Annotated in this window: 17 protein-coding genes; 10 read left to right on the top strand and 7 right to left on the bottom strand. The window is 62.7% G+C overall.

Annotation, left to right across the window (positions count from 1 at the left end):
* Positions 1-13: 13 nt before the first annotated feature.
* Both AC1Z3V_RS17040 and AC1Z3V_RS17035 read left to right on the top strand, forming a co-directional pair.
* A complete protein-coding gene (locus AC1Z3V_RS17040) occupies positions 14-808 on the top strand; it encodes a ParA family protein (RefSeq protein WP_429818834.1) in 795 nt (264 codons plus the stop codon).
* A 35-nt stretch (positions 809-843) separates the two neighbouring features.
* Complete coding sequence (locus AC1Z3V_RS17035) at positions 844-1,734, top strand: ParB/RepB/Spo0J family partition protein (protein ID WP_483500566.1); 891 nt, start codon at positions 844-846, stop codon at positions 1,732-1,734.
* A gap of 208 nt (positions 1,735-1,942) precedes the next feature.
* Here AC1Z3V_RS17035 and holA read toward each other — a convergent pair whose 3' ends face one another.
* From holA to leuS, 3 genes are read right to left on the bottom strand one after another with little or no spacing between them, the layout of a single operon-like run.
* Positions 1,943-2,977, bottom strand: a complete 1,035-nt coding sequence (gene holA / locus AC1Z3V_RS17030) for a DNA polymerase III subunit delta (RefSeq protein ID WP_247959342.1) — start codon at positions 2,975-2,977, stop codon at positions 1,943-1,945.
* Positions 2,978-2,988: 11 nt separating this feature from the next.
* Entirely contained in the window at positions 2,989-3,522 is a 534-nt protein-coding gene (lptE, locus tag AC1Z3V_RS17025; protein WP_483500564.1) for an LPS assembly lipoprotein LptE, read from the bottom strand.
* Entirely contained in the window at positions 3,509-6,136 is a 2,628-nt protein-coding gene (gene leuS, locus AC1Z3V_RS17020) for a leucine--tRNA ligase (protein ID WP_483500562.1), read from the bottom strand. The genes lptE and leuS overlap by 14 nt, the downstream gene beginning before the upstream one ends.
* A gap of 225 nt (positions 6,137-6,361) precedes the next feature.
* Between leuS and AC1Z3V_RS17015 the strand changes: the two genes are divergently transcribed.
* Both AC1Z3V_RS17015 and AC1Z3V_RS17010 read left to right on the top strand, forming a co-directional pair.
* The gene (locus AC1Z3V_RS17015) at positions 6,362-7,021 is read left to right on the top strand and encodes a YggS family pyridoxal phosphate-dependent enzyme (RefSeq protein ID WP_483500560.1); all 660 of its coding nucleotides are present in this window, start codon (positions 6,362-6,364) and stop codon (positions 7,019-7,021) included.
* A gap of 192 nt (positions 7,022-7,213) precedes the next feature.
* Complete coding sequence (locus tag AC1Z3V_RS17010) at positions 7,214-9,121, top strand: propionyl-CoA synthetase (RefSeq protein WP_483500559.1); 1,908 nt, start codon at positions 7,214-7,216, stop codon at positions 9,119-9,121.
* Positions 9,122-9,166: 45 nt separating this feature from the next.
* Here the strand turns inward: AC1Z3V_RS17010 and AC1Z3V_RS17005 are convergent, their stop codons facing one another.
* Positions 9,167-10,036, bottom strand: coding sequence for a LysR substrate-binding domain-containing protein (locus tag AC1Z3V_RS17005; protein WP_483500557.1), 870 nt, complete (start codon positions 10,034-10,036; stop codon positions 9,167-9,169).
* Positions 10,037-10,173: 137 nt separating this feature from the next.
* Here AC1Z3V_RS17005 and AC1Z3V_RS17000 point away from each other — a divergent pair, with 137 nt between their 5' ends.
* Entirely contained in the window at positions 10,174-10,560 is a 387-nt protein-coding gene (locus tag AC1Z3V_RS17000) for an ectoine synthase (RefSeq protein WP_429818851.1), read from the top strand.
* 75 nt (positions 10,561-10,635) lie between these two features.
* On the opposite strand, the gene AC1Z3V_RS16995 is transcribed toward AC1Z3V_RS17000, so the two are convergent.
* Positions 10,636-11,337: a DUF1013 domain-containing protein gene (locus AC1Z3V_RS16995; RefSeq protein ID WP_483500556.1), complete on the bottom strand. Its 702-nt coding sequence runs from the start codon at positions 11,335-11,337 to the stop codon at positions 10,636-10,638.
* 227 nt (positions 11,338-11,564) lie between these two features.
* Here AC1Z3V_RS16995 and acs point away from each other — a divergent pair, with 227 nt between their 5' ends.
* Positions 11,565-13,514 carry an acetate--CoA ligase gene (gene acs / locus AC1Z3V_RS16990; protein WP_483500554.1) on the top strand — a complete coding sequence of 650 codons (1,950 nt, stop codon included), beginning with the start codon at positions 11,565-11,567 and terminating at the stop codon, positions 13,512-13,514.
* A 168-nt stretch (positions 13,515-13,682) separates the two neighbouring features.
* On the opposite strand, the gene AC1Z3V_RS16985 is transcribed toward acs, so the two are convergent.
* On the bottom strand, positions 13,683-13,883 hold the full coding sequence (locus AC1Z3V_RS16985) for a DUF1674 domain-containing protein (protein ID WP_429818858.1): 201 nt from the start codon (positions 13,881-13,883) through the stop codon (positions 13,683-13,685).
* Between the two features lie 124 nt (positions 13,884-14,007).
* Between AC1Z3V_RS16985 and htpX the strand changes: the two genes are divergently transcribed.
* The 4 genes from htpX to purH all read left to right on the top strand — a co-directional run bounded on the left by htpX (position 14,008) and on the right by purH (position 20,009).
* Entirely contained in the window at positions 14,008-14,967 is a 960-nt protein-coding gene (gene htpX / locus AC1Z3V_RS16980) for a zinc metalloprotease HtpX (RefSeq protein WP_429818861.1), read from the top strand.
* The gene (locus AC1Z3V_RS16975) at positions 14,967-16,376 is read left to right on the top strand and encodes an RsmB/NOP family class I SAM-dependent RNA methyltransferase (RefSeq protein WP_483500552.1); all 1,410 of its coding nucleotides are present in this window, start codon (positions 14,967-14,969) and stop codon (positions 16,374-16,376) included. Before htpX ends, AC1Z3V_RS16975 begins: the two co-directional genes overlap by 1 nt.
* Before the next feature lie 214 nt (positions 16,377-16,590).
* On the top strand, positions 16,591-18,273 hold the full coding sequence (locus AC1Z3V_RS16970) for a heparinase II/III family protein (protein ID WP_483504104.1): 1,683 nt from the start codon (positions 16,591-16,593) through the stop codon (positions 18,271-18,273).
* A 125-nt stretch (positions 18,274-18,398) separates the two neighbouring features.
* Positions 18,399-20,009: a bifunctional phosphoribosylaminoimidazolecarboxamide formyltransferase/IMP cyclohydrolase gene (gene purH, locus AC1Z3V_RS16965; protein ID WP_429818868.1), complete on the top strand. Its 1,611-nt coding sequence runs from the start codon at positions 18,399-18,401 to the stop codon at positions 20,007-20,009.
* Between the two features lie 57 nt (positions 20,010-20,066).
* Here purH and AC1Z3V_RS16960 read toward each other — a convergent pair whose 3' ends face one another.
* Entirely contained in the window at positions 20,067-21,494 is a 1,428-nt protein-coding gene (locus AC1Z3V_RS16960) for an MFS transporter (protein WP_483500550.1), read from the bottom strand.
* Between the last annotated feature and the right edge of the window lie 56 nt (positions 21,495-21,550).

Below are 21,550 nucleotides of genomic sequence, written 5' to 3'. Positions count from 1 at the left end.
GGCGAGCGGAAATATGTTTGGCGCAAGAAATCGGATCATCACAATCGCAAATCAGAAGGGGGGAGTCGGTAAAACGACGACCGCCATCAATCTGGCTACCGCTTTGGCGGCGATCGGCGAGCGCGTCCTCATCGTCGATCTGGATCCGCAGGGCAATGCCAGCACCGGTTTGGGTATTCAGCGGCGGGATCGAAACCTCTCGTCCTACGAGCTGATGATGGGATCCCATGGGATCGGCGAGATTGCGCAGCAAACCGCCGTCCCGAACCTCTCGATCGTGCCTTCGACGATGGATCTTCTCGGTGTCGAGATGGAAATCTCGCAGCAGGCGGATCGGGTTTTCCGGTTGCGCAAAGCTTTGGTTAGCCCGGCGGCGATGGAATATTCCTATGTGCTCGTCGATTGCCCGCCGTCGTTCAATCTGCTGACGATGAATGCCATGGCGGCCGCGCACTCCGTGCTGGTGCCGTTGCAGTGCGAATTCTTCGCATTGGAAGGTCTCAGCCAATTGCTGGAAACAGTGGACCAGGTTCGCCGATCCGTAAACCCGTCATTGGATATCCAGGGCATCGTGCTGACGATGTTCGACTCGCGCAACAACCTCGCCCAGCAGGTGGTCAGCGATGTCAGGACCCATCTTGGCGACAAGGTCTATCACACGCTCATCCCGCGCAATGTTCGCGTTTCGGAGGCGCCATCCTACGGCAAGCCTGCGATCCTCTACGATCTGAAATGTGCCGGAAGCCAAGCCTATCTGCAGTTGGCATCGGAAGTGATTCAGCGCGAGCGCCAGCGCAAGGCGGCATAATCATTTCGGTAGCGTAATTTAAATCGGGTGACAATATGAACGACGATAGCTCGAAGAGACGGCTTGGTCGCGGACTGGCGGCGTTGATCGGTGAGATGGATCAGCCGCTGCAGAGCGGCGCCGCAGCCCCTGCCCCGGTCAACCCGGATCGGCGGGTCCCGATTGAGTTCGTGGCGCGCAACCCGCGCAACCCGCGCCGTCAATTCGATGAGGCCGAACTCCAGGATCTCGCCAATTCGATTCGCCAGCACGGCATCGTTCAGCCCGTTGTCGCCCGCACCGTTGGTGTCGACCGATATGAAATCATCGCCGGCGAACGCCGCTGGCGGGCCGCACAGTTAGCCGGATTCACCGAAATCCCGGTAATCATTCGCGACGTCGATGATCGGACGGCGCTGGAGATCGCCATCGTCGAAAACGTTCAGCGCTCGGATCTCAACCCGCTTGATGAGGCGCTTGGCTATGAGCAATTGATTGCCGAGCACGGTTATACGCAGAACGATCTCGGCGAAATCATCGGCAAGAGCCGCAGTCACGTCGCCAACAGCCTGCGGCTGCTGAAACTGCCGGAACCGGTACGCGACATGCTGTCTGAGGGTACGCTTTCCGCGGGTCATGCGCGCGCGCTCATTCCCACGTCGGATCCGGCGACGCTGGCCCGGACGATCGTCGCCAAGGGGCTTTCGGTGCGTGATGCCGAGCGCATGGCTCAAAACGATATCCGCGCGCAGAACGATCCGAATTTCGGCAAGACAGCGCGTCGCGACGAAAAGGATGCGGATACGCTGGCGTTGGAACGCACCCTGTCGGATAGCCTTGGCCTCGAGGTCACCGTCAACCACAAGGCGTCTGGCGGCCATCTCCGCATCGCCTATAAGACGCTCGACCAGCTCGAGGAAATTTGCCGCCTGCTTGAGCGCCGGTGAGACAAGCGGCATTTTCAGAACGACCGAAAGGCGCGCCTTGTACGCAAAGCGCGCCTTAATCTATTGATTCACTTAATCTTTCTGTCTTACTTGGCTTCGTGGAGACGCGTGGGGACGCGGAGGCATCCATGCGGGGCATATTTGCCGGTTAGGAAGTGATGGAACCGAGCGACTGCGTCAGGGCTCAGTTCCCTTTGCGTCACCCGCTTCAACGCCGTGCGGATTGCACGGCGATCGCCATGAGATTCTGTAAGACCAGGCTTTCTTCCAGGCTGGCGCGGCTGCGGCTTTGAAAGATCGTCGTCTGAAGACGATTGAGTTCACGGCGTATCGCCGGCGCCGTCCATTGCTTCAAGGCGGCTTCGACGATCGGCTTGCGCCGGAAATGCAGGCCGCGGCCGAGCGTGGCGATCACCTGCCCTGCCTGCTGGCGACTGGCATCCATTTCCGCACGCATCACGTCGAGCTGCTGGAACTGTCTTAGGCAGGCCTGCAGCACCAGAAACGCCGGTGTTTTCGACGTGGTGATCTTCTGCATCGCGTGCAGCAGACCGTCGAGATCGCCCTTCAGCACGGCGTCGACCGCATCGTCAACGGAAATGGCGCTGGCGTCGCCGACGATGTCGAGGACGTCCTCTTCGTCGACAGCCGTCTTGCCGCGGCAATAGAGGGCGAGCTTGCGCAGTTCGTTGCGTGACGCCAGGCGATCGCCGCCAAGTGCCTCCAGCAGGCGCGCACGGGCAGCCGGCGTGATTCCCAGTTTCTCGTCGCCGAGTTCCTTGTCGATCAAGGCCTGGAGGCCACGAATGTCGTCGCTGTAACAGGCGATGCAGGCGACAGAGCGGGCCGTTTCGCCGATCTTGCGGAGTGCGGCACCCTTCTTCAGGTCACCGGCCTCGACGATCACGTAGCTTCCGGACGGCGGTTCGGCGGCCAGAAGCTGCATCGCGTCGACGAGCGATTTCTCGTTGGCCGCACCCCGCACCCAGATGAGCTTGTCGCCACCGAAGAGGCCGATGGAATTGACCTCATCGAGCAGCCGGCCCGGCGATTGCGTCAGTTCGCTGACATCGAGTTTCAGGACGGAGAAGGGATCATCCAGCGGCACGCCGCAACGCGCGGCGAGCGCGGACGCACGCTCTGAGACGAGCCCGCGATCGGGCCCGTAGAGAATGAACAGCCGGTAGACCCCGGCGGACTTCTGGAGGAAGGAGTCGAATTCGTGCGACTTGACTTCGCTCATCCCGACACCGACTAGCGGCTGAGGGCCGCGGCGATATCAGCCCGGATCAGCTCGGCCAGTTCCTTTGCTGCGCGGTTTTCGCCGTCGCGGACGGCGCGCAACTTGGCAAATTCCTGGACCGGGAAGTCGACGAGCGCGACCGCCGTACGATTGCCGGACTTGATTGTCTCGCCCGTGCCGATCTTCGTCAGGTTGTAGTCCGCCTTGACAACGATGCGTCCTGCGCTGGCCCGGTCCACTCGGTCCTTGTCTTGGTCATAAAGCACGCCCATGGCGCGGGTCGTGACCTCAAGTGCCAGGTGATACTGCGGGTTTACCGGTTCGCCCTGCCCGCCCGCCACAAGGAAGATCAGGGCGTTGCGAACTTCCTGTTCCACGCGGTCGTCGGCATCGGAGATCTCGATGGCCGCCAATGCCGTCGACGTGCCGACAGGATCGGAATAAAGCGGTCTGACCTGGCAGCCGGCGAGCGCGGTCAGCAAAAGAACACCTGCCAGCATCGGGATCGACCGGATGCGGGAGCCAGCTCTATCAGACAACGACATTGACGATCCTCTGGGGCACGACGATGATTTTCTTGGGGCTGCTGCCGTTGAGCGCAGTCTTGACGGCGTCAAGCGCCAGGACGGCGCTTTCGATCGCACTCTGATCCGCATCGCGGGCGATTGTCAAATCGGCGCGCTTCTTGCCGTTGATCTGCACCGGAAGGGTGATTTCGTTCTCGACGACCAGCGCCGGGCTGAAAGCCGGCCAGCCGCGTTCCGCAATCAGCCCCTCGCCGCCGACTTCGCGCCAGCATTCCTCGGCAAGGTGCGGCGTCATTGGCGCGATCAGGTTGATCAGGATCGTCGTGGCGTCCTTTACGGCGCCGGCGAGTGCCGCATCCGCCTTGCCGGCGGCGACCTGGGTCAGCGGCGCGGCAAGCGTGTTCACCAGTTCATAGATACGCGCCACGGCTTTGTTGAAGGCAAGCTTGTCATAATCCGCCTCGACGGCGCGCAGCGTCTTGTGAGCGGCCTGCGAAACGGCAAGCGCTTCGCCTTCAGACGCCGGTGCGGCGTCGATCACGCGCAGCTTTTCGGCCGCCTCGCTTATCAGGCGCCACACGCGCTGGACGAAGCGATGCGATCCCTCGACACCGGCTTCCGACCAGATGACGTCCCGATCCGGGGGCGAATCGGAGAGAACGAAGAAGCGGGCTGTATCGGCGCCGTAGGAAGCGATGATGTCGTCGGGATCGACGACGTTCTTCTTCGACTTCGACATCTTCTCGATCGAGCCGATGGCAATTTCCTCGCCGGTCTCCAGAAGCACGGCGCGGCGGCGTCCGTCGATCTCTTCGATGCGGATCTCAGCCGGCGTAACCCATTCGCGCTGGGCGCCCTCGCCGCGGCTATAGGTTTCGTGCACGACCATGCCCTGGGTGAACAGACCCTTGAACGGCTCATCGATGGCGACATGGCCGGTTGCCTTCATCGCGCGGGTGAAGAAGCGCGAATAGAGCAGGTGAAGGATCGCGTGTTCGATGCCGCCGATATATTGATCGACCGGCAGCCAGTGGTTGGCGGCCTTTGGGTCGGTCGGATTGTCTTCCCAGGGTGCGGTGAAGCGCGTGAAATACCAGGACGAGTCGACGAAAGTGTCCATCGTGTCCGTCTCGCGCCGGGCATCCTTGCCGCAGTGCGGGCAGGCGACGTGGCGCCAGGTCGGGTGACGGTCGAGCGGATTGCCCGGCTTGTCGAAGGTGACGTCCGGCGGCAGCACGACAGGCAGATCGGCTTTCGGAACCGGCACGACGCCACAGTCGTCGCAATGGATGACCGGGATCGGGCAGCCCCAATAGCGCTGGCGCGAAATGCCCCAGTCGCGCAGGCGGAAGTTCACCTTGCGCTCGGCGCGCGGCGTACCGCTGAACGTTTCCTTTTCCAGCTTCGAAGCGACCGTCTCGAAGGCTTCTTCCGTCGACAGGCCGTCAAGGAAGCGCGAGTTGATCATTACGCCGTCGCCGATATAGGCCTCGTCGCCGATCGCAAAGGTCGCGGCATCGCCGTCCTTCGGCATGACGACAGGGACGACCGGCAGGCCGTATTTGCGGGCGAAATCGAGGTCGCGCTGGTCGCCGGAGGGGCAGCCGAAGATGGCGCCCGTGCCGTAGTCCATCAGCACGAAGTTGGCGACGTAGACCGGCAGCTCCCAGCTCGGATCGAGCGGGTGCTTGGCGCGAATGCCGGTATCGATGCCCTTCTTTTCTGCCGTTTCCAGCGCGGCAAGCGACGTGCCGGCGCGGCGGCATTCCTCGCAGAATGCCTCGACCTCCGGATTGGTGGCTGCCACCTGCCTGGCCAGCGGATGGTCGGCTGCGATCGCCAGGAAGGAGGCGCCGAAGAGCGTATCCGGTCGAGTGGTGTAGACGGTGAGCTCGGTCGCGTCACCAGCGGTACCGTTTACGAGTTCCCAACGCAGCGACAGGCCTTCTGAACGGCCGATCCAGTTCTTCTGCATCAGGCGCACCTTCTCCGGCCACTGATCCAGCGTGTCCAGCGCGTCGAGCAGTTCCTGGCTGAAGTCGGTGATGCGGAAGAACCATTGCGTCAGTTCGCGCTGTTCGACCAGTGCGCCCGACCGCCAGCCGCGGCCGTCGATCACCTGCTCGTTGGCAAGCACGGTGTTGTCGACCGGGTCCCAGTTGACCTTCGACTGCTTGCGGTAGACGAGGCCTTTCTCCAGGAAGTCCAGGAACAGGTGCTGCTGGCGCTGGTAGTAGGCGGGGTCGCAGGTCGCAAATTCGCGGTTCCAATCGAGCGACAGGCCCATGACCTTGAGCTGCGCCTTCATCGAGGCGATGTTCTGGTAGGTCCAGGTCGCCGGATGCACCCCACGTTCCATGGCGGCGTTTTCGGCCGGCATGCCGAAGGCGTCCCAGCCCATCGGATGCAGCACGTTGAAGCCGCGGGCACGCTTGTAGCGCGCCACCACGTCCCCCATGGTGTAGTTGCGCACGTGGCCCATATGAATGCGGCCCGACGGATAGGGGAACATCTCGAGCACGTAGTACTTCTCGCGCGGATCGTCGTTCTCGGTCTGGAAGACCGCGTTCTTTTCCCATTCCTGCTGCCAACGGGGCTCGGCATCACGCGGATTGTATCGTTCGCTAGACATGTCTTTTCGATGTTCCGGAAGTTCTGCGGCGCATCGGCGCGCGCCTCATGATAGTTGGGGTGACCTTCACCACGAAACCGCCTGACGGTCAAGTTTTTGAAGGGTTTGCCGCGACACTTTGGCGGATTTGAGCCTGCCGGTGTGCCCCTGGCCTTGGCAAGTCGGCCAAGTTTGCCTAAGCCGCTTGGTCAGTGGTTTGATAGTTCCTTGTCGGAGAACAGGTCGATGGAAGTCCAAGAGCGGTTGCAGGAAGTCGTGAGCCGGATTCGGGTCGCGGAGAAGACTGCCGATCGCGCCAAGGGCGCCGTTACGCTGGTCGCGGTTTCCAAGACCTTCGACGCCGACGCCGTCCGGCCGGTGATCGCGGCGGGCCAGCGGGTCTTTGGCGAAAACCGGGTGCAGGAAGCGCAGGGCAAGTGGCCGGAGCTGAAGGCGGAGACATCCGACCTCGAACTCCACCTGATCGGCCCGCTGCAATCGAACAAGGCGGCCGAGGCCGTGGCCCTGTTCGACGTCATCGAGACCGTCGATCGCGAGAAGATTGCCCGCGCGCTTGCTTCAGAGACGCAGAAGCAGGGCCGGAACCTCAGGTTCTACATTCAAGTCAACACCGGGCTCGAGCCGCAGAAAGCCGGCATCGCACCGGAAGAGACGGTCGCTTTCGTCGATCTCTGCCGCCGCGAGCTTGGTCTTCAGATCGAGGGGCTGATGTGCATTCCGCCGGTCGAGGAAAACCCCGGCCCGCATTTTGCGCTGCTTGCGAAGCTCGCCGCCGCCTGCAAGCTCGACAAGCTGTCGATGGGCATGTCCGGCGATTTCGAGACGGCCATCCAGTTCGGCGCCACCAGCGTTCGCGTCGGTTCGGCCATTTTCGGCGCGCGCTGACGACAGCGCGTTGAACGTTCCATCTCGTTGTTTTTGCACAATTCCGAACGCCAAACCCCTTCACGCTGTCGCTGGAATTGCTCGAGCGCGACGCATACCGCTTTCGTCGGGGTTCCCCTGCCCACTCATTAGCCTATCCTTGTGCACGAGGAGGCCGGACATGTCCGGCAACATGCATAGGGAGGAACGGAAATGGCGAGTCGCTATTCCGAAGTGTACGCCGCCTGGAAGGCGGATCCGCAGGGTTTCTGGTCTGGTGCCGCCGACGCCATCGATTGGTTCAAACGTCCGCAGCGGACCTTTGATGCCGAGCGTGGCACCTACGGGCACTGGTATGCCGATGGCCTGACGAATACCTGCTACAACTGTCTCGACCGTCATGTCGAAGCAGGGCGCGGAGAGCAGATTGCCTTCATCTATGATAGCCCGGTCACCGGTCGGGTCGAGCGCATTTCCTATGCGGCACTGCTCGCCGACGTGAAGGCGCTGGCCGCCGTCTATCGGAAGCTCGGTGTTGGCAAGGGCGACCGTATCATCATCTACATGCCGATGATCCCGCAGGCGGCGGTTGCCATGCTTGCTGCCGCCCGGATCGGCGCCGTCCATTCCGTGGTCTTCGGCGGTTTTGCCGCCAACGAACTGGCGGTGCGCATCGACGATTGCCAGGCGAAGCTCGTGGTCTCCGCAAGCTGCGGCATCGAACCCGGCCGGACCGTCGCCTACAAGCCGCTGCTCGATGCGGCGCTGGAGATCGCCACCCACAAGCCGGTGCATTGCCTCGTCTTCCAGCGCGAAATGGCGGAAGCCGCCATGACGGAGGGACGCGACATCGACTTCGCTGCGGCGCTGGCCGCGGCGAAGCAGGCGGGCGAAGAGGTCGAATACACACCCGTCGCCTCCACCGATCCGCTCTATGTGCTTTACACCTCAGGCACGACCGGCCAGCCCAAGGGCGTGGTGCGCGACAATGGCGGCCATATGGTCGCGCTCAAATGGTCGATGGAGAATTTCTTCGGCGTGCAGCCGGGCGAAGTGTTCTGGGCCGCCTCCGATATCGGCTGGGTCGTCGGCCACTCCTATATCGTCTATGGGCCGCTCCTGAATGGCAGCACCTCGATCCTGTTCGAAGGCAAACCGGTCGGAACACCCGATCCCGGAACCTATTGGCGGATTATTGCCGAACACGGCGTCGTGGTGATGTTCACGGCGCCGACGGCGCTGCGGGCGATCCGTAAGGAGGATCCCGACGCTTCCCATGTCGGTCGCTACGACCTGTCGCGGTTCCGTGCGCTGTTCCTTGCCGGAGAGCGGGCGGACCCTGATACGATCCGCTGGGCCGAGAAGGCGCTTGGCGTGCCCGTCATCGATCACTGGTGGCAGACGGAGACCGGCTGGCCCGTGGCCGGCAACCCCATGGGCCTCGGCCTGTTGCCGGTCAAATACGGTTCGCCGTCCGTTCCGCTGCCGGGATATGATGTCCAGATCCTCGACGATGCCGGGCATCCGGTCGGCCCGGGGACACTCGGCAATGTCGTCGTGAAATTGCCGCTGCCGCCCGGCTGCCTGCCGACGCTCTGGAATGCCGACCATCGCTTCCGCTCGGCCTATCTCGATGAGTTCCCCGGCTACTACAAGACCGCTGATGCCGGTTATCTCGACGAAGACGGTTACATCTTCATCATGGCGCGCACCGACGACATCATCAATGTTGCCGGTCACCGCCTCTCGACCGGGGCGATGGAGGAAGTCTGCGCCAGCCATCCCGATGTCGCCGAATGCGCCGTCATCGGCATCGCCGACGATCTGAAAGGCCAGGTGCCGGCCGGCTTTCTGGTGATCAACTCCAATGTTTCCCGTGAAACGTCGGAGATCGAGCGCGAGGTGATCAGCCTCGTGCGCGAGCGTATCGGGCCGGTGGCGGCGTTCCGGATGGCGATCTGCGTCAAGCGGCTGCCGAAGACGCGCTCGGGCAAGATCCTGCGGTCAACGATCCAGAAGATCGCCGATCGGCAACCCTGGAAAATGCCGGCGACGATCGACGATCCGCTTATCCTCGACGAGATTACCGTGGCCTTGCATGGCCGGGGAATCGGTATCTAGAGGCTTTCTGAGCCGGCTTATGATGCGAGAGCCGTGGTGCCCGCATCAAGACCTGGCAACCATCGCGAACCAGTCGCTGAAGGCCGACACCGCCTTTGAGCGCGTGGTCTTGGTGATGAGAAAATAGCTTTCGTTTTCGAGCGTGGCGATATCGGAGAGGATCACGAGATCGCCGCTCTCGATTTCGCGCCGGAACACTTCGACTGGGCAAAGTGCCACGCCATGGCCGGCGACGACGGCCGTCGCGAGCAGGTTGAAGTCCTGGAAGATCGGACCCCGCAAGGTTTGCCCCGCCGTCACCTCTGCTTTGGCGAACCAATCGCGCCAGCGCGAGATTGTCTCGTCATGCAGCAGATCGGCGGAAGCGATCGCCTGCGCGGTCTTCAACTCCCCTTTCCGTTCGATGTAGCGTGGGCTGGCAACCGGCCGGTTGATTCGTGAAAACAGCCGGTCTGAGCGCGTCCCTAAGCTTGTATCGGAGCCGAGGGTAATGAGGATGTCGCAGCCGGTTTCGCGCAATTGCTGCTCGGCCATGGCGTAGACGACCTTGACGTCGACTTCCGGGTGATCGCGGAGAAACGCTCCGAGTGCCGGTATCAGCCAGCGCGTGGCGATCGACGGAATACAGGCGACGCTCACTTGCGCCTTGGCATTCAGCCGCAGCAACTCCGTTTCCGCGGTGATGCGCTCGAATGCCGATGTCAGCGTTGCTGCGAGGCTCTCGGCTTCCGCCGCCAGCCGCACACCACGCTTCTCCCGCACGAAGAGCGGCCGGCCGAACCATTCCTCCAGCAGGCGGATCTGATGGCTGACGGCCGCATGCGTCACGTGCAGTTCGTCCGCTGCGCGGGAGAAACTTGCCAAACGCGCCGCGGCTTCGAAGGCGCGCAGCATGCTAAGTGGCGGCAGTGTCATCTGTAAGATTTCCTCATCTATTCCGTGAGGAATCGTCGTTTGATCGGCTGCCGATGTCAACGGATACTGGCTTCATCGCGGGAATAAGCGGGAAGCTTGCCCGGAAACATTAGAAATCTTTACAGATGGAGAGACCCATGTTCGTGCGTAGCCTGCAGCAGGTCGAAGCAACCAATCATTTCGTCGAATGGGGCAGCGGCACCAGCCACCGCTTGCTTACCGAGAAGGATGGCATGGGTTTCACCGTATGCCACACGGTCGTGCGTGCTGGCACCGTATCGCTGCTCGAGTACCGCAACCATCTGGAGGCGTGTTACTGCATCGCCGGCCACGGTGAGGTCGAGGACATGCAGGGCAAGATCTTTCCGATCAACAAGGGCGACATCTACGTGCTGGACCAGCACGACAAGCACTATCTGCGCGGCGGCAAGGACGAGGATCTGATCCTCGTCAGCATCTTCAATCCGCCGCTTAAGGGGACCGAGCGCCACAACCTCAACGATCCATCCGGTTCGGCTTACTGAACACTTTCTTGAGCACAGGCCAACAAAAAAGCCCGGATCGACGATCCGGGCTTTTTTGATCGAACTGGACGGCGATCAGTACTGATCGTCGTCGTCCTCGTCCTTGCGGTCCGACTTCAGCGACTTGAGCTTGGCGAAGACGGCATCGGCATCGATTTCCTTCTCCTCTTCGCGCTCGTAGCTGAAGCCGAGCTTTTCGGTTTCCTGAGCCGATTCCAGCGTCTGGCCGAGTTCGGCAGCCGTCGGCAGCGGACGACCCTTGGAGGCGCGTTCGACTTCCATGTCGAGGTCGATCTGCGAGCACAGGCCGAGAGTCACCGGATCCATCGGCGTCAGGTTGGCGGAGTTCCAGTGGGTGCGTTCGCGGATCTGCTCGATCGTCGACTTGGTCGTGCCGACGAGGCGCGAAATCTGCGCGTCCTTCAACTCGGGATGGTTGCGTACGAGCCAGAGAATGGCGTTGGGGCGATCCTGGCGCTTGGAGACCGGCGTGTAGCGCGGACCCTTGCGCTTGGAATCGGGAACGCGGACCTTCGGCTCCGAAAGCTTCAGCTTGTGGTTGGGGTTTCCTTCTGCGCGCGCGATCTCGTCACGCGAAAGCTGACCGGTGGCAATCGGGTCGAGGCCCTTGATGCCCTGCGCGGATTCACCGTCGGCGATCGCCTTTACTTCAAGCGGGTGCAGCTTGCAAAACTGCGCGATCTGGTCGAAGGACAGCGCGGTATTGTCAACGAGCCAGACGGCTGTTGCCTTGGGCATAAGCAGTTGCTGAGCCATGGATATAGTCCTTTTGTCCGTCCGCGCCGGTGTCGCGGGCCGTGGAGTCTACCACTGATTTCCGGGAAATGTGGGCCTCTATACCGTCCTTGTCTCAAAATTGCAATTCTTCAGTTCCAAATGTCCTTTTGTCTAATTGCGGCGGGGATTTGACCTGCTATGAATGTGCGCGAGGCGGGCGCCCCGGGGAGGGGTCGCCCGGCATCGAAATGCGCAGGGAGGAAAAAATGTCCGCCAAGATCTATCCGGTGTTGAAGTCTGCCAAGAGCCGGACGCTGCTCGACAACGCCACTTACCTGAAGTGGTATGAGGAGAGCGTTTCGGACCCGGCGAAGTTCTGGGGCAAACACGGCAAACGGATCGATTGGTTCAAGCCCTATACCAAGGTCAAGAACACCTCGTTCAAGGGCAAGGTTTCGATCAAGTGGTACGAAGACGGCCTGACCAACGTCTCCTATAACTGCATTGACCGCCACCTGAAGACGCATGGTGAGAAGACCGCGATCATCTGGGAAGGCGACAATCCCTATATCGACAAGAAAATCACCTACAACCAGCTCTACGAGCAGGTTTGTCGCCTCGCCAATGTGCTGAAGAAGCACGGCGTCAAGAAGGGCGACCGCGTCACCATCTATATGCCGATGATCCCGGAAGCCGCCTATGCGATGCTCGCCTGCGCCCGCATCGGTGCGATCCATTCCGTCGTCTTTGGCGGCTTCTCGCCGGACGCGCTCGCCGGCCGTATCGTCGACTGCGAATCCACCTTCGTCATCACCTGCGATGAGGGCGTGCGCGGCGGCAGGCCGGTGCCGCTCAAGGAAAACACCGACACGGCGATCGATATCGCGGCCAAGCAGCATGTCATCGTCAACAAGGTGCTGGTGGTCCGCCGCACCGGCGGCAAGACTGCATGGGCACCTGGCCGCGACCTCTGGTATCACCAGGAAATCGCGACCGTGAAGCCGCATTGCGAGCCGGCGAAGATGAAGGCGGAAGACCCGCTGTTCATTCTCTACACCTCGGGCTCGACCGGCAAGCCGAAGGGCGTGCTGCACACGACCGGCGGTTACCTCGTCTACGCATCGATGACGCATGAATATGTCTTCGACTACCGTGACGGCGATATCTACTGGTGCACGGCCGACGTCGGCTGGGTCACCGGCCACTCCTATATCGTCTATGGTCCGCTCGCGAATGCGGCGACGACCGTGATGTTTGAAGGTGTTCCGAATTTCCCGGATGCCGGACGCTTCTGGGAAGTGGTCGACAAGCACAAGGTCAATGTCTTCTACACGGCACCGACGGCGATCCGCTCGCTGATGGGGGCTGGCGACGATTTCGTCAAGCGCTCGTCGCGCTCGTCGCTGCGCCTGCTCGGCTCGGTCGGTGAGCCCATCAACCCGGAAGCCTGGGAGTGGTATTACAACGTCGTCGGCGAGCAGAAGTCGCCGATCGTCGATACCTGGTGGCAGACGGAGACCGGCGGCATTCTGATCACGCCGCTGCCGGGCGCGACCGACCTCAAGCCCGGTTCCGCCACCCGGCCGTTCTTCGGCGTGCAGCCGCAGCTCGTCGACAATGAGGGCAACGTACTCGAGGGCCCTGCCGACGGCAACCTCTGCATCATTGATAGCTGGCCGGGGCAGATGCGCACGATCTATGGCGATCACGCGCGTTTCGGCCAGACCTACTTCGCCACCTACAAGGGCAAGTATTTCACCGGTGACGGCTGCCGTCGCGATGAGGACGGCTATTACTGGATCACCGGTCGTGTCGACGACGTCTTGAACGTTTCCGGCCATCGTCTCGGCACGGCTGAAGTCGAATCCGCGCTTGTATCGCATCACTTGGTCTCGGAAGCCGCCGTCGTCGGCTATCCGCATCCGATCAAGGGACAGGGCATCTACTGCTATGTCTCGCTGATGGCCGGCGAGACCGGCAATGATGATCTTCGCGCAGCTCTGGTGAAGCATGTTCGTTCGGAGATTGGACCGATCGCCACGCCTGACAAGATCCAGTTTGCGCCCGGCCTGCCGAAGACCCGCTCGGGCAAGATCATGCGGCGCATCCTGCGCAAGATCGCCGAAGACGATTTCGGCGCGCTCGGCGATACGTCAACGCTCGCCGATCCGGCAGTCGTCGACGATCTGATCGCCAACCGCCAGAACAAGGCCTGACGCTCCCGGCCGCTGTCTATCCCGTTGGGGTGGCAGCGGCCGTTTCGATCGAGACAAACACGCTTCGCAAGAGAAGTGCTGGGTCGCGACGTGCACCGTTTTGCGCCCGCTGCGACTTTGTGAGCCGGATTCAGATCGCGGCCAAGGGCTGACAGCTTGCAGCCAAATTCAGAAATCGATCGCCCGACCCTTGATCTCCCAATCGCCGTAGCGGGCAGGATCTTCACCGCCGCGTCCGCCGATTTCCGGCGGCAGTTCCTTCTTGATCTCCACCCGACGTCGCTCTTCGGCTTCCTTCAGCGCGCGCATGGCTGCAGGCGACAGTGGTCGCCTCGGACGATCGGGAGCATTATCATTGTCGTTCTGCATCTGAACGGTATCCGGATTCGAGCATCAATATTGAAGAACGGGGGATTTGCACCCATCATATAGGATGCCGTTCCCAATACGGGAACCCTGATTCACGTGAAACATCGACGATCCGGAGACTTTGATGAACCTTGTCCGCACCGCCATGCTGCTTGCAGTCATGACCGCCCTGTTCATGGCGGTGGGCTTCGTCATCGGTGGACGTGGCGGCATGATGATCGCCTTTGTCATCGCTGCAGGCATGAACTTCTTCTCCTACTGGAACTCCGACAAGATGGTGCTGCGCATGTATCGCGCCCAGGAAGTCGATGAACGCAGCGCACCGGAATATTACGGCATCGTCCGTGACCTCGCCCGAAATGCCGGGCTGCCGATGCCGCGCGTCTATGTCATCGACAGCCCGCAGCCGAATGCGTTCGCCACTGGTCGCAACCCGGAAAACGCCGCGGTCGCCGCCTCGACCGGCCTGCTGCATGCGCTGAGCTATGATGAAGTCGCGGGCGTGATGGCGCATGAACTGGCGCATGTCCAAAACCGTGACACGCTTACGATGACGCTGACGGCGACGCTTGCGGGTGCGATCTCGATGCTCGGCAACTTTGCCTTCTTCTTCAGTGGCAACCGCGAAAACAATAACCCGCTGGGTTTCATCGGCACGCTGGTCGCCATGATCGTGGCACCGATGGCGGCGATGCTGGTGCAGATGGCGATCAGCCGCACCCGTGAATACTCGGCAGACCGGCGCGGCGCCGAGATCTGCGGCAAGCCCCTGGCGCTGGCCTCCGCGCTGGAGAAGATCGCCGGCGCCGCCCATCAGATTCACAATGACGATGCCGAGCGTAATCCGGCGACGGCGCATATGTTCATCATCAATCCGCTCTCCGGCGAACGCATGGACAATCTGTTCTCGACCCATCCGAACACGGAAAACCGGATTGCGGCTCTTCAGCAGATGGCCCAGGAAATGTCTTCGGTCTCGACGCCGCCGGTTCGTGCTGATAATCCCGTGCGCAAATCGCGCTCTGTGCCCTCTACCGGTTGGGGTCGCGGTGGTTCCGAACCGCCCAAAGGTCCCTGGTCCTGATGTCCGCAGAAAACAAAAACGATTCACGTCCGAAACGATCACACCGAAACGGCGCCGCGGCGAAATCGAAGACGCCCGCCGCGCCGCGCGGTCCGGAAAAACCGGGTCTCAGAGCACGCCAGGCCGCCGCGAAAATTCTGGCCGCGGTCATCGACCGCAAGACGTCGCTGGACGGCATGCTCGACAGCGAGCACGGCAATCCGGCCTACCGCGAGCTCAACGAGGCCGACCGCGCTCTGGTTCGGGCAATCCTGAACTCCGCCCTTCGCCATCTGCCACGCATCCAGGCCGCCATCGGTTCGCTGCTGCAGACGCCTTTGCCGGAGGGCGCACGCGCGCTCGAGCACGTGCTTGCCGTGGCAGCCGCACAGATCCTCTATCTCGATGTGCCTGACCATTCCGCCGTCGACCTCGCCGTCGAGCAGGCGCAGGCGGATCCGCGCAATCGGCGTTTCGCCAATCTCGTGAATGCGGTTCTTCGGCGCCTCTCGCGTGAGAAGGATGCCATTCTAGAAAGCATGCGGGATGTGCCGGCGATGCCGGAGTGGTTCTTCGAGCGCCTGGTCGCCCGCTATGGCGCTGGACCAGCCCAGCAGATCGCCGAAGCGCAGCTCACACCGGCGGCAATCGACCTCTCGGTCAAATCGGAACCGGCAAGCTGGGCCGAACGTCTCGGTGGCACCGTCTTGCCGACGGGCTCGGTTCGTCTCGGCGCATTTTCCGGCGCCATTCCTTCCTTAGCCGGATTCGAAGAGGGCGCCTGGTGGGTTCAGGACGCTGCCGCGTCGATACCGGCGCGACTGTTCGGCGACCTCGGCGGCAAGCGGGTCGTCGATCTCTGTGCCGCACCGGGCGGCAAGACCGCCCAGCTCATCCTCGCCGGGGCTGATGTGACGGCGCTTGATCAGTCCGGCAGCCGCTTGCGCCGGCTGAAGGGCAATCTGAAGCGGCTCGGCCTGGAGGCGGAGACGAAGGAAGTCAACATGGCCGACTTCCAGCCGGAAACGCTGTTCGATGCGGCCTTGCTCGACGCGCCCTGTTCGTCCACCGGCACGACGCGCCGTCACCCCGACGTGCTGTGGACCAAGGGGCCGGAAGATATCGCCAAGCTCGCCGCCTTGCAGGAGCGGCTGCTTCGCCATGCGCTCACCGTGGTCAAGCCCGGCGGCATTGTCGTCTTCTCCAATTGCTCCCTCGATCCGCTCGAAGGCGAAGAGGTCGTCGCGAGAGTGGTCGGTTCCGGCGCTGCCTATGAGCGGGTTGCGATCGCGGCTGCGGATTGGCCGGGGCTGGAGGACGCAATCACACCGCTCGGCGAGATGCGCACCACGCCGGCCATGCTGCCGCTCGATGCGCCCTTTGCCAGCGGCCTCGATGGCTTCTACGCGGCAGTGATTCGCCGCAAATAACACCGCCGGCTCGCGGTCAGGCCGGTCAGGATGGGCTCACGGCCCTGTTTTGCCGTGTCATTTGACGCTTTCGCGCCGGAGGCCTATCAAAGATGGCAAGATTGATAAAAGTTTAACGGTCTCTCTGGCACCATGCGGCGGCTGGCGCGAGACCATCGCCCGCTCAGGTGTTTGAGCGGTCGTGCCAGAAATGAGGAAACCGGCGGCGTTGAGGTTGTTTTCCGGCAGGCGGAGGCTTTCTTACCTGTATGTGCGTGAAGGCTGGCGCCGCGTGTCGCGCCGGCTGTCGATCGGCCGCGTCTCCACCCTGCGTTTCACCGGCTCGACGCCGAACCGCCTGATCGTCGCGCCGACCGACCTCCGGGCCGTCGATCCCTTTGTCGCCGAGGAAATCCTCGCCGGGCGTTTCCCGCTTGCCGGCCGCGTTCTCGATACGGAAGGCGACTCGCCGTTCGAGATCGATCTTCCGTCGCGCGAGTTTGCGGCGCGTCTCCACTCCTTCGGCTGGCTGAGACATCTGCGTGCGATCCGCGAGGACGCCGGCTACGTGCGTTTGCGCCAGATCGTCGACGATTGGATCGCCACCCATGGCCGCGATCTCGGCGGCATTGCCTGGGATCCGGACATCATAGCCCAGCGCATCATTGCTTGGCTTTCCCACTCGCCTGTGGTTCTGCGCAACGCGGAACACGGTTTCTATCGCCGTTTCCTGAAGAGCCTCGCGCTTCAGGTGCGTTATCTTCGCCATATCGCCGATACGGTGCGCGACGGCGAGGCGCGGCTTCGGGTGCGGCTTGCGCTTGCGATGGCGTCGGTCGCGATGCCGGCTTCGCCGAGCGCCATTCGCAAGGCCTCGCGCCATCTCGACCTCGAACTCGACCGCCAGATCCTGCCGGATGGCAGCCATTGCTCGCGCAGCCCGCGGGCCGGGCTCGAACTGCTGCTCGATCTGCTGCCGCTCCGGCAGACCTACGTCAATCTCGGCCATGACGTGCCGTCGCGGCTGATCCCCTGCATCGACCGGATGTATCCGGCCCTGCGCTTCTTCCGGCATCAGGGCGGGGAACTCGCGCTGTTCAACGGCGCAACCTCGGTCCTGGCGCATGAACTGGCCTCCGTGCTGCGTTACGACGAGACGGCGGGCGAACCGTTCCGGTCTCTGCCCCATGCGCATTACGAGCGCCTGGCGATCGAGAACACGGTCGTCATCATGGATACCGGTCGGCCGCTGTCCGTCGATCTTTCGCGCAGTGCCCATGCCGGCTGCCTGTCCTTCGAGATGTCCTCGGGCAAGACTCGCTTCGTCGTCAATTCGGGCGCACCGAAATTTGCCGGCGATCGTTTCAGGCAGATGGCGCGCACGACCGCTGCGCATTCGACGGTGACCGTCAACGACACGTCCTCGTCACGCTTCTCGCAGTCGCGCTTTCTCGGGCCGATCATGACGACTGGCGTTTCCAAGGTCGCGGTGGCGCGCAAGGACGAGCCGGGTGGGCTGGAGTCGGTGACGGCAAGTCATGACGGTTATCTTGCCGCCTTCGGCCTGGTGCACGAGCGTGACATCGGCGTCCTGAACGGCGGCCGTATGATCCGCGGTCGCGACCGGCTGTCGCGTGCCGACGGCAGTGATCCGGACGAAGGCGATACGGCCACCGCGGTCGCCCGCTTCCATATTCATCCGGCGGTCGGCATCCGCCAGAACAATGCGCGCGAGATCTTTCTGACCGCGCCGGATGGCGAGATCTGGCTCTTTGCCTGCCAGGACGGAGAGCTTGCGGTCGAAGAGGATATCTTCTTTGCCGATCCTTCCGGCATCCGCGCATCGTCGCAACTGACCGTAACCTTCGCCGTCGCCCGCCAGCCGGAGATCCAGTGGACCTTCTCGCGGGCGAACTGAAGTGCTTATTTTAGCGCTGCCGTCTCGTGGAGGTTTCTTCGACCGGCAAGCTATGCTAACGGGCAGCCATCCCAACCGCCGGAGCATCCTCCCGGGCGTCCGGCGCCGCCAAAGGAGCATGGTTGATGGCTGTCGCCTCCAAGAAAATCCCCGCCCCGAACGAGGTCACGGTTCGCACCGCCCTCCTCTCCGTCTCCGACAAGACCGGCGTCGTCGATCTGGCGCGTTCCCTTCACGAGAAGGGGATCCGGCTCGTATCGACCGGCGGCACGCACAAAGCACTTTCGGAGGCCGGCCTGCCGGTGAGCGACGTTTCCGAACTGACCGGCTTTCCTGAAGTCATGGATGGCCGCGTGAAGACGCTGCATCCGGGCGTGCATGGCGGCTTGCTGGCGATCCGCGACGATGCCGACCACGTCGCTGCCATGTCGACGCACGGCATTACCGCGATCGATCTCGCGATCATCAACCTCTATCCCTTCGAAGAAGTCCGGGCCAAAGGCGGCGACTACCCGACGACCGTCGAGAACATCGACATCGGCGGCCCGGCGATGATCCGCGCCTCGGCCAAGAACCATGCCTATGTGACGATCGTCACGGATCCGGCCGATTATCCGGTGCTGCTGGACGAGCTTGCTGGCGGCAAGACGACCTATGCGTTCCGTCAGAAGATGGCAGCCAAGGCCTATGCCCGGACCGCGGCTTATGATGCAGCCATCTCCAACTGGTTCGCCGAGGCGCTCGATACGCCGATGCCGCGCCACCGGGTCATCGGTGGCGTGCTCAAGGAAGAAATGCGTTACGGCGAGAACCCGCACCAGAAGGCGGGCTTTTATCTTACCGGTGAGAACCGCCCGGGCGTCGCCACCGCGACGCTGCTGCAGGGCAAGCAGCTTTCCTACAACAACATCAACGATACGGATGCCGCCTTCGAACTCGTCGGCGAATTCCTGCCGGAGAAGGCGCCGGCCTGCGCCATCATCAAGCATGCCAATCCGTGCGGCGTCGCCACCGCGCCGACGCTTGCCGAAGCCTATCGCCGGGCGCTTGCCTGCGATTCCACCTCGGCTTTCGGCGGCATCATCGCGCTCAACCAGGAACTCGATGCGGAAACGGCGGAAGAAATCGTCAAGCTGTTCACCGAAGTGATCATCGCTCCGTCCGTCAGTGAGGCGGCCAAGGCCGTGATCGCCCGCAAGCCGAACCTGCGGCTGCTTTCGACCGGCGGCCTGCCGGACCCGCGCATCCCGGGCCTTGCGGCCAAAACCGTCTCGGGCGGCCTGCTGGTGCAGACGCGTGACAACGGCATGGTCGAAGATCTCGAGCTCAAGGTCGTGACCAAGCGTGCGCCGACCGCCCAGGAACTCGAGGACATGAAGTTCGCCTTCAAGGTGGCGAAGCACGTCAAGTCGAACGCGATCGTCTATGCGAAGGATGGCCAGACCGCCGGCATCGGCGCCGGCCAGATGAGCCGCGTCGATTCCGCGCGCATCGCGGCAATCAAGGCCGAGGAAGCGGCCAAGGCCCTGGGCCTGGCAACGCCGCTCACCAAGGGCTCCGCAGTCGCGTCCGAAGCCTTCCTGCCGTTTGCTGACGGTCTGCTTTCGGCGATCGCCGCGGGTGCGACCGCCGTCATCCAGCCGGGTGGTTCGATGCGCGATGAAGAGGTGATTGCCGCCGCCGACGAACATGGCGTTGCCATGGTCTTCACCGGCATGCGCCACTTCCGTCACTGAGACGACACCGGGACAGGCGTTTGATGCTTGTCCCGGAGTTGCCTGTACAATCAACAGTCAGTGGCCGTCGCGTCCCCAGGACTCGGCGGCTTTCTTGTGTCTGGCGTCGGCTGGATACGGCGTGCGCAGCAGGATCAGGAAACCGACCACAAGGAAGGCGATGAGCGCCATCATGCCGGTGCGAGCCGAGTCGGTGGCAAGCGTGATCGTGGCAACCGCCGCAGGGGCGAGGAATGAGGTGGCGCGGCCGGAGAGCGCATAGAGGCCGAAGTAGCGGCCTGCCTCGTCCGGGCTGACGCTGCGGGCGAGATAGGAGCGTGAGGAGGCCTGTACGGGACCGAAGGCGATGCCGACCAGCAGGCCGTAGAGGATGTAGGCTTTCTCGGCGGCGGTGCCGAAGAGCGCACCGGAGTCGTCTGTCGATAGCGGTATCAAGCCAAAGGCGGTAAAGCCGGGGCCGGTCGAGACGATGCCTATCGTCGCAATGATGAGGCAGATGAGGCTGGCGGTGACGATGGCCTTGGAACCGAGCCGGGCGTCGAGCCTGCTTGCGTAGAGACAGCCGCCGATGGCGACGACGTTAAGAATGATGCCGTAGATGCCGAGTTCCAGCGTCCGCCAGCCGAACATGGCCGCGGCGAAGGTACCGCCGAGTGCCAGAAGGCCGTTGACGCCGTCCTGGAAGATCATGCGCGCGATCAGGAAGCGCAGAATGCCGGCTCTTTCCCTGAGTTCGCCGAGCGTACCCTTGAGCTCCCTGAGGCCGGTCACGGTCGCCTTGCCGAGCGACATGATCGCCTTGGTCGCGTCAGGCGTGAACAGGAACATCGGCAGGATGAAGACGAAATACCAAAGCGCTGAAATCGGTCCGGTGATGCGCGCGTCCTCGCCCGTTGCCGGATCCAGCCCGAACAAGGGATCGATGCCGGCTGCCGTCTTGCCGGTTTCGGGATTGCCGGCAAGCAGTGCGACGACGGCGATCAGCACGATCATGCCGCCGAGATAACCGAGACCCCAGGCGATGTTGGAGATGCGGCCGACATTCTTCTCGTCGACCAGCCGGGTCATCATCGAATCATTGAAGACGATCGAGAATTCGGCCGCGACGGACGCGAGCACCATGAAGATCGCCGGGAAGAGGATCGGCGAGCCCGGGGCCGCAAACCAGAGCATAGCCAGCGATATGATCTTGATGACGGCGAAGAAGGCGATCCAGGGCTTTCGCGGGCCGGTCGCGTCCGCGATGGCACCCAGCACTGGCGAAAGGACCGCGATGATGATGCCGGAAACGGTCAGCGTATAGCCCCACATGGCCTGGCCGACGGCGTGATCCTCGGTCAATCGGGAGACGAAGTAGGGGCCGAAGATGAAGGTGGTGACGACGGTGAAGAAGGGTTGCGCCGCCCAGTCGAACAGCATCCAGCCGGCGATGCCTGCCCGCGATGCCCGCGGCTGTTCTTCAGTCCTCTCGGCCAAAATCTGCAAGGTCCCCTCCCGAAACGACTGCGCCGCGCGTCCCTGGAACGCGCGGCGCAGCCTAT

It is taken from the genome of Ensifer sp. 38_S197 (assembly GCF_056924495.1).
The sequence above is the reverse complement of the archived record's forward strand: the minus strand, read 5'-3'. Positions and strand labels throughout refer to the sequence as shown.